This is a genomic window from Pseudoalteromonas sp. SR45-5 (assembly GCF_014163565.1).
Taxonomy (GTDB): Bacteria; Pseudomonadota; Gammaproteobacteria; order Enterobacterales; family Alteromonadaceae; genus Pseudoalteromonas; species Pseudoalteromonas distincta.
Genome location: NZ_JACJDN010000207.1, coordinates 1 through 6,193 on the forward strand (window position 1 = coordinate 1; position 6,193 = coordinate 6,193).

The window sequence follows — 6,193 nt, forward strand, 5'->3', positions numbered from 1 at the left end:
GCAGCTAAGTTATAATACGGTTTAACCAACAACACTACTATACAACCTTGTTGGTTAAATTATTATGTCAATTAGCATTATAAAGTCGTCGATATTGATACAGCGTGTGGCTGCATAAGATCTTTTGCTTTTTCCATTTTCTCGTGGGAATCGGTATGTACAACAATCGCCCACAGACCCGAGCGAGTTGCTTCTCTTATATTATTGATCAAATCATCGTGATCTGGCCTTAACGAAAAAGCTCCAGCAATTAGTAAACCAACAAAAGTACAAAGAATACCTATCGAAACATATGTTTCTAGGATGTGTTGTTGTAAAAATTCAAACTCTAATAAAAAGAGTATACTGGCAATAATCACACCAACAACAAGACCAACTACGGCAAATACTAAGTGTGATTTCAACATAGTTTTAGCAATTTTTTTATCTTCAGGCTCAACCTTTTCATCGTAATGTTGATCGTGAGGTGGAATTAGCCTTATGCTTTGTTTTACAAAATTCTCGTCATTATTTAAAATATCAAAGGTTGCTTTAGCTTTATGTTCGCTGTCAAAAATACCACCCACTTTAGTGGCTTTATCTCCACTGCTTATATTCGCTTTCATGGCTATTATCTCCGCATTAAATAAATAGTGGTTTAGTAAAACTACTAACACTAATTAATAAAAATTATTGATAATTGAAAATACGACTAATAAATTCACTTTATCATCATAAAAGCAGTTGCAAGACTAACACCAACTTGATTGACGAGTAATAACTCAACTCCCAAAGTAAATAAGCTTACGTGTAAATTAGAGGTGGAGGGGTTATCCTTTGTTTTTTAATACTTTTAGTACCTATTTAAATTCATCGATTATTCTAACCTTATTATTTTTGTTGCGAACTCTGCACTACAATAATTAATGTCCATATAAATCACCGTGTAGAATATATAAAAAATATTTCAAACCTCGAAGCAACTAAAAAGTAATAATTCAGTATCGCCTTGTTGATAAGCCTAGCTATCAACAAGGTGTTAAATTAATAGCATACCCTCGGAGTCAAGTTTGAGGATATATGGCTTTAAGTTAGCCTAAATAATTTATATTTGAATACTTATAACTTCATGAAGGCCCGTTTTTTATTTCTTTGGATCTATGCTTAAATTACTGTGGATGAACCATGTGTTCAATCTCATGCCAGTTAATTTAGCAATCACTTTAATCACATAAAAGAAAATACCAATCATTGCCGACCTCGACGTTATATTTAAAAAGCGCGATATAAGGCTTGAACTTGCAGGCAGAAAACGCCAGCTGCTCTCATGGTTTGAAATTGCCGGTATGAAGTCAGGAACAGAGGGCATATACATTCACTCAGACCTATACATCGCCCTAAAAAGAAATAGCGTAAGCCAGCACACGCAAGAGGTTAGCTTGTTTGAGTCAGACGAAAATAAAGAACCGCTCACACAGTAATAAAATACAATAAGCAGATCAGCTAACTGATCTGCTGTTTAGTATTAATTACTTTTTATACTTTTGGGTAGTTTGAAGGAAAAAACGCTTTTTTAGCGTCTTCATCAAACTCTTTTTTAAAGGCTATATCAGTACCAATTGCGCGTGCACGTGCAACCGCTGGGCGGCTATCAATGCTTTCAAACCAACGCTTAAGATTTGGGTACGGCGCTAAGCCCTCTTCACCTAGTACAACCGGTGCTTTATCAATCCAGCCCCATGCAGATACATCAGCAATGGTATATGTATCACCCACTATAAAGTCACGACCTTCAAGGTGAGTATCAAGTACTTCGTAATGGCGCTGCGCTTCACGTAAATAACGATTAACCGCGTAATCAAGCCCTTCTGGCGCCATGTGTCTAAAGTGAACACTTTGCCCTGAATACGGACCTAAACCAGATGCGATAAACATTAACCACGACAGCATTTCAGCGCGGTCCTCGCCCTTGCCTTCAAGCTTCCCATACTTTTCAGAAAGGTACATTAAAATAGCATTCGAATCGAACACACGCGTTTGACCATCAACAATTGCTGGCGCTTTAGCGTTTGGATTAATTGCTTTAAATTCAGGTGTATGTTGCTCACCTTTTAAAGTATCAAGAGGAACAAGTTCAAACGGTAAGCCTGTTTCTTCTAAAAAGAGTGCAACCTTCATTGGGTTAGGAGTATGGTGAAAATAAAATTTAATCATGTAAAGTATTTCAATAATTGAGCAGCTAAATAAAATACACAGTTAAAACGTGATTTAATTGTGAGTATTTCGTTATACTACATTCGTAAATATCATTTAGGCTGAATGCAATATCAGCCTTTGCGAGAAGTAACATGCCTTTTAAAGCACCATCCCATCCATTTTTAATCTCACTTGTTGGGTTAATAATTTTTTGCTTTCAAAGCCAAGCTGCTGAGCAAGTAACTATTTCTAGTACAGCTAATCCGACTACCTTTTTAGAGCTTTACACATCGCAAGGTTGCAGTAGTTGCCCACCAGCAGAGCGCTGGATTTCAACGTTTACAGATGATGAAAAACTATGGACTGATTTAATCCCTATTAATTTTCATGTTACTTATTGGAATTATTTGGGTTGGAAAGACCCGTTTGCCTCTGCTGTGTTTAGTAACAGACAACGCACTTATAAGGCACTTGGTAAAAGTAGGATTGTAGCTACTCCAAGATTTATGGTTAACGGCAACGGGTGACTAGGTTGGTTTTATAAACAAGCTATTCCTGTAGCTAAAGCCCGTTATTTAGGTAATTTAAAAGCGACTATAAACAACAGTAAAATTAATCTCGAATACGATACTGTTAATATCGAAGATAATACTGACCAAAACTTAATAGCCCATGTAGCTCTGTTAGGCTTTGGCATAGAAACACCAATACACAGCGGCGAAAACGCAGGCCATAAGTTAAAACACGACTTTGTTGTTATTGGCTACGAGCAAAATAACATGCAGACCAAGCAGCAATTATCATTAGCTGACTTAACCCTGCCTCGCGCTAAAAAAATATCGCCAACAAAGCAAGCCTTAGTGTTTTAGGTATCTAAAAAAGGCGATCCTTCCCCACTACAAGTTGCAGCCGATTGGTTTTAAAAATTACAGTTAATTGAATAAAATTACTAATTAACAACTCAGCGCGCAATAAATCTCCTTGTATATCAACTATAGAAAAAGGCTTTCAATAATTTAAAAACTAATGAATTAGCATTGTTATTACAAAGAATTTATTCTTTTTCATTGTGTGTATCTGTATAAAACATAAATAACATTGTATTTACATCAACTTTTGTTTATAAAGTAAGTTGAATGGACTCTTGAAATAAGTAATTGACTTATAAGTATAAAAATCAAGCGCCTATCAATAAAAACTTCTGCAATTATCTATATGGACAAAAATTTATGCGAATTAACCAAAGCCACATTAAAACAATTGTAATCGCTGCAATTACAGCTTCGTCTTTAGCTGGGTGTGCTACAACATCATCAAAAGTAATAGAAACACCAACTGTTGCTAGCTATAACACAACCTACTCAGGTGCAAAAAGCAAACTAGTCGTAGGTCAGTTTGTAAACCGTTCGAGCTTTCAAAATGGTATATTTGCATCAGGCCAAGACCGTTTAGGTAGCCAAGCAAAAACAACACTAATGAGCCACTTACAACAAACAAATCGCTTTAGTGTGCTTGATCGCGACAATATGGCAGCCCTTGCGGAAGAGGCAAAGTTAACAGGTACAAAACAAGTTCTTAGCGGTGCTAAATTTGTTGTAACTGGTGATGTAACAGAGTTTGGCCGTAAAGCCATTGGCGATCGCCAGCTTTTTGGTTTATTGGGTAAAGGTAAATCGCAAATTGCTTATGCTAAAGTAACGCTTAATGTTGTTGATGTTACTACATCAGAAGTTATTTATTCAGTGCAAGGTGCTGGTGAATACAGCCTATCAGAACGTGAAGTTATTGGTTTTGGTAGCACAGCTTCATACGATGCCACATTAAATGGCAAAGTACTTGACCTAGCTATTCGCGAAGTCGTTAACAAGTTAGTTACTGGTCTTGAAGCTGGCCAATGGGGCAATAAATAATGAAAAAGCTAATTACCTTAGCATTTGTTTGTATAGCCCTAACGGGTTGTAACTCAACGAAAGAACCTATTTACTATTACGGCGACTATAGCACTGCCGTATACGCCTATTTAAAAGCAGATGACGTAACAGCCGAAGAGCAAATTAGTATGCTTGAGCAAATTATTGCCGATGCCGCAAACAAAAGTAAGAATGTTGCACCTGGCCTACATGCTCACCTAGGTATGCTGTACTTTGAAACGGGTAATCCTTCATTAGGCACTACTCACTTCGAAACTGAAAAATCACTTTTCCCAGAATCAGTTCATTACATCGACTTCCTTCTAAAATCTGCGAAAGGCGCTTAATATGCTTAATTTAAAATCATACACAGCGATCGCATTAGTCGCATTACTCGCTGGTTGTGTTTCACCTCCACCAGCACATGACTACACAGCATTTAAACAAGCAGACCCTCACTCAGTTATTATTTTACCTCCGCTAAATAATACACCTGAAGTAATTGCACCATACAGTGTGATGACTCAAATGGTCGCGCCTATAGCTGAGTCGGGTTTTTATGTTTTTCCTGTTGCTTTAGTTGATCAAACCTTTAAAGGTAATGGCCTCACTGTTGCAAGCGACGTACACCAAGTACCGGCGAATAAATTACATGAAATTTTTGGTGCAGACTCTGCGCTTTACATCACTATTGAAGAATACGGCACTAGCTATGTTGTAATTTCTAGCGAAACAGCTGTAACTGTATCAGCCTCATTAGTTGATTTACGCACTGGCGAGCAATTATGGCAAGGCAAAGCAAGAGCCTCTTCAGCTGAACAACAAAGTAATGGCGGTGGTGGCCTTGTAGGTATGCTTGTTATTGCAGCAATCAATCAAATTGCTGAAACGGTAACCGATAAAGGCTTTGAAATCGCAGCAATGACTTCAACACGCTTACTTTCTTCAGATGTTTACAACGGCTTATTATATGGACCTCGTTCACCTAATTATGGCCAACCAGCACCAAGCGAAAAGAAAAAATAACTCTTAATGTTATTAATCTAAATCTTAAAAAGGCCGAATCATTAAATGGGATTCGGCCTTTTTAATAAAAGCTTACCTAGCTAAAAAGCTTAGCAAAGTTACTTTTAAGTATTTAGAGCAGATTTTAAAATACGAGTTTAAAAATCAATATTAGTCACAATAGAAAAAACATTTCAAAAAAGTAATAATAGAGTAGCAAAATGCAATGTCTTTTTTTTAGCCGGTTCTACATGTTAAAGTTGTCATTATCACTAAATTACTCTTATAGTGAATCTATATAAATATTGAGCATTACTATGATAAAAGCACAAATACCAGCTGACGAAGAATCTAGATTAAAGGCCCTTTACGAGTATGAAATATTAGATACTGAAGCCGAAAAAGTATTTGATGATTTAACTCAACTTGCTTCTGATATTTGTGAGGCCCCCATATCACTTATAAGCTTAGTTGATCCACAAAGGCAGTGGTTTAAATCAAAGTATGGTATCGATGTAGACTCCACTGAAAGAGATATCGCATTTTGCTCTCATACAATACTGCAAGACCAAGTATTTGAAATACAAAACGCTCTACTTGATGAACGTTTTTATGATAACCCTCTAGTAACCAGCGATCCAAACATTAGGTTTTATGCGGGCACACCGCTAGTTACACCTAGTGGCAGCACAATTGGTACATTATGTGTTATCAGCGACCAGCCAAAAAAGCTAACTCAAACACAAATTAACGCACTGAAAATACTTGGCAAAGAAGTTATCGCACAACTTGAGCTCAGGTTAAACAACAGAAAGCTGGCCACTGCATTAAAACAACAACAAATACATAATAAAAATCTTGAAGAACTAAAAAAAGAAGCTGATACAGCTAACACTCTAAAAGGTCGATTTTTAGCAAATATGTCTCACGAGCTAAGAACTCCGCTGCACGGCATTTTAAATTTAGCTGAGTTTGGACTAGCAGAGACTTCAAATATACAAAAAGATAACGCCCTAAAAAGTATTTTAAGCTCCGCGAATATACTCTCAAATATTGTAAATGATATTTTAGACTTTTCAAAAATTGAAGCGGGTAAATTAAAT

The 6,193-nt window shown here is 36.6% G+C and carries 7 protein-coding genes and 1 pseudogene; 6 read left to right on the forward strand and 2 right to left on the reverse strand.

All coding sequences use genetic code 11. The features are described 5' to 3' along the window. Positions 1-77: 77 nt before the first annotated feature. Entirely contained in the window at positions 78-605 is a 528-nt protein-coding gene (locus H5072_RS09530) for a hypothetical protein (RefSeq protein ID WP_182693385.1), read from the reverse strand. A gap of 621 nt (positions 606-1,226) precedes the next feature. Between H5072_RS09530 and H5072_RS09535 the strand changes: the two are divergent. Continuing rightward, positions 1,227-1,460, forward strand: a pseudogene (locus H5072_RS09535) (sodium-independent anion transporter); the annotation flags it as partial. A gap of 55 nt (positions 1,461-1,515) precedes the next feature. On the opposite strand, the gene H5072_RS09540 reads toward H5072_RS09535, so the two are convergent. Beyond that, the gene (locus tag H5072_RS09540; protein ID WP_182693386.1) at positions 1,516-2,193 is read right to left on the reverse strand and encodes a glutathione S-transferase family protein; all 678 of its coding nucleotides are present in this window, start codon (positions 2,191-2,193) and stop codon (positions 1,516-1,518) included. 134 nt (positions 2,194-2,327) lie between these two features. Here H5072_RS09540 and H5072_RS21100 point away from each other — a divergent pair, with 134 nt between their 5' ends. From H5072_RS21100 to H5072_RS09565, 5 genes are all read left to right on the forward strand, one after another. After that, positions 2,328-2,702 carry a DUF1223 domain-containing protein gene (locus H5072_RS21100; protein ID WP_259395915.1) on the forward strand — a complete coding sequence of 125 codons (375 nt, stop codon included), beginning with the start codon at positions 2,328-2,330 and terminating at the stop codon, positions 2,700-2,702. Positions 2,703-3,404: 702 nt separating this feature from the next. Continuing rightward, entirely contained in the window at positions 3,405-4,085 is a 681-nt protein-coding gene (locus H5072_RS09550) for a CsgG/HfaB family protein (RefSeq protein ID WP_076923668.1), read from the forward strand. Continuing rightward, positions 4,085-4,432 carry a DUF4810 domain-containing protein gene (locus tag H5072_RS09555; RefSeq protein ID WP_008165258.1) on the forward strand — a complete coding sequence of 116 codons (348 nt, stop codon included), beginning with the start codon at positions 4,085-4,087 and terminating at the stop codon, positions 4,430-4,432. The genes H5072_RS09550 and H5072_RS09555 overlap by 1 nt, the downstream gene beginning before the upstream one ends. Before the next feature lies 1 nt (position 4,433). Then, positions 4,434-5,111 carry a DUF799 domain-containing protein gene (locus H5072_RS09560; RefSeq protein ID WP_165743139.1) on the forward strand — a complete coding sequence of 226 codons (678 nt, stop codon included), beginning with the start codon at positions 4,434-4,436 and terminating at the stop codon, positions 5,109-5,111. A 296-nt stretch (positions 5,112-5,407) separates the two neighbouring features. Then, positions 5,408-6,193: GAF domain-containing protein (locus H5072_RS09565; RefSeq protein ID WP_182693387.1), on the forward strand; the 786-nt coding region annotated here is incomplete at its 3' end.